Genomic DNA, 2,220 nt, shown 5'->3' on the forward strand with positions numbered 1-2,220 from the left:
TATACCGGTCGGCGGCCGCCGTTCGAGCAGCACGGCGTCACCGTCGCGCAGCACGAGCATCCAGGTCTTGCGGGTCGGCACGGCCTTCTTCGGTCGCGCGGCCGGCAGTTCGCGCTGGCGGCCCGTCGATTGCGCGACGCAGTCGCCCGCGAACGGGCAGCGCGCGCAATCGGGCTTGCCGCGCACGCACAGCGTCGCGCCGAGATCCATCAGCCCCTGCGTATACGCGCTCACGTCGGCCGCGTTCGCCGCGTCGGGCAACAGCGATTCGGCGAGCGCCCACATGTCGTTCTCGACGCGCTTCTCGCCCGGAAAGCCCTCGACGCCGAACACCCGCGCAAGCACGCGCTTCACGTTGCCGTCGAGGATCGTCGCGCGCGCGCCGTACGCGAACGACGCGATCGCCGCAGCCGTCGAGCGGCCGATGCCCGGCAGTTCGGCCAGTGCGTCGGGCGTCGCCGGAAACGCACCGCCGTGCTCGGCAACGACGACCTGCGCGCAGCGGTGCAGATTGCGCGCGCGCGAGTAGTAGCCGAGCCCCGCCCACAGCGCCATCACGTCGTCGGTCGGCGCGGCCGCGAGCGCGGCGACGTCGGGGTAGCGTTCGAGAAAGCGCGTGTAATACGGGATGACGGTCGATACCTGCGTCTGCTGCAGCATGATTTCCGACAGCCAGATCCGGTACGGATCGCGGGTGTTCTGCCATGGCAGGTCGTGGCGGCCGTGCTCGCGCTGCCACGCGACCAGGCGCGTGGCGAACGTGCGATGCAGCGGCGTGACGGGGAACGGTGCGGGGGCGATGCGGGGCGGCTTCAAGTTATCTAATCGTGGAAAAAGGTTTCAACGCTGGCAGGTCGGGCAGAAATAGGTCGACCGCTGGCCCTGTACGATCTGGCGGATCGGCGTGTTGCATACGCGGCATGGCTGGCCCGCTCGGTCGTAGACGAAGCAGTCGAGCTGGAAATAACCGCTTTCGCCGTTGCTGCCGACAAAATCGCGCAACGTGCTGCCGCCGCGCTCGATCGCGTCGGCAAGCGTCGCGCGCACCGCGTCGGCCAGTCGCTCGTAGCGCGGCAGCGACACCTTGCCGGCGGCCGTCGTCGGCCGGATGCCGGCGCGAAACAGGCTCTCCGACGCATAGATGTTGCCGACGCCGACGACCATGTCGCCCGCGAGCAGCGCCTGCTTGACCGACACGGTGCGGCCGCGCGTGCGCGCGTGCAGCAGCGCGCCGGTGAACGCCGGCGAGAACGGCTCGACGCCGAGGCTCGCGAGGAGCGGATGTGCATGTACGTCGCCCGCTTCGCGCGGGTGCCACAGCACCGCGCCGAAACGGCGCGGATCGCGGAACCGCAACACGAATTCGTCGAAGATCCAGTCGATGTGGTCATGCTTCGCGGCGACCGGCACGCCGTCCGCGGGCAGCACGCGCAACGTACCCGTCATGCCGAGATGGACGATGAACCAGCCCGCGTCGACCTCGAACAGCAGGTACTTGCCACGGCGCTCGACGGCGAGCACCTCGCGCGCGCGCAATTGCTCGGCGAGCCCGGCCGGCACGGGCCAGCGCAGCATCTCGGTACGGACGTCGACACGCTCGACGCGGCGGCCCGCGACAAAGGGCTCGATGCCCCGGCGCGTGACTTCGACTTCTGGCAACTCTGGCATGTTTTGCGGGTCTGAGACTGGATTCACGATCGTGCGTGTATTGTAGCGAGCGCGTTACAATCGGTTGAAACATCGAACGGATTTCCATGACCCTGCCCTCGAAGCTGCTTCAGAAGCGCCCCGCCGCCGTGCGCGGCGCGCGCGCCTTCCCGGTCCGCCGTGCACTCGGCGCCGCGCTGTTTGCCGCCTGGACCCTCACCGCCTTCCCGGCCCACGCACAGGATCCGGCATCGGACGACGCGGAGTCGCAGGGCGCGTTCGAGCATGTGATGCCGGACGAGAAAAAGGATCTCCCCGGCGTTCCGCTGACGAGCCAGATCGTCTACCAGGTGCTCGCCGCCGAGGTCGCGCTGCAGCGTAACCAGCCCGCGCCGGCCTACCAGACCTACCTCGCGCTCGCCCGCGACACGCGCGATCCGCGCATGGCGCAGCGTGCGACCGAGATCGCGCTCGGTGCGCAGAGCCCGGCCGACGCGCTGTCCGCCGCGAACCTGTGGCGCCAGTACGCACCGGATTCGAATCGCGCATCGCAGGTCGACGCCGCGCTGCTGG

General features: G+C 69.4%; 2 protein-coding genes and 1 pseudogene. 1 reads left to right on the plus strand and 2 read right to left on the minus strand.

What is annotated here, in order from left to right; genetic code table 11:
* Both mutY and mutM read right to left on the minus strand, forming a co-directional pair.
* On the minus strand, window positions 1–816 hold an 816-nt coding region (gene mutY, locus G3N99_RS39080; RefSeq protein WP_206125068.1), incomplete at its 3' end, for an A/G-specific adenine glycosylase.
* A 24-nt stretch (window positions 817–840) separates the two neighbouring features.
* Window positions 841–1,668: a bifunctional DNA-formamidopyrimidine glycosylase/DNA-(apurinic or apyrimidinic site) lyase gene (mutM, locus tag G3N99_RS39085; RefSeq protein ID WP_174937832.1), complete on the minus strand. Its 828-nt coding sequence runs from the start codon at window positions 1,666–1,668 to the stop codon at window positions 841–843.
* Between the two features lie 86 nt (window positions 1,669–1,754).
* Here mutM and G3N99_RS39090 point away from each other — a divergent pair.
* Window positions 1,755–2,220: pseudogene (locus G3N99_RS39090) on the plus strand (hypothetical protein); the annotation flags it as partial.

Source organism: Burkholderia sp. Ac-20392 (assembly GCF_017104585.1).
Lineage (GTDB): Bacteria > Pseudomonadota > Gammaproteobacteria > Burkholderiales > Burkholderiaceae > Burkholderia > Burkholderia lata.

What these genes read in the sequence shown, in the direction of transcription:
- mutM (WP_174937832.1), bottom strand. Translation starts at nt 1,668, where the DNA reads ATGCCAGAGTTGCCAGAAGTCGAAGTCACGCGCCGGGGCATCGAGCCC.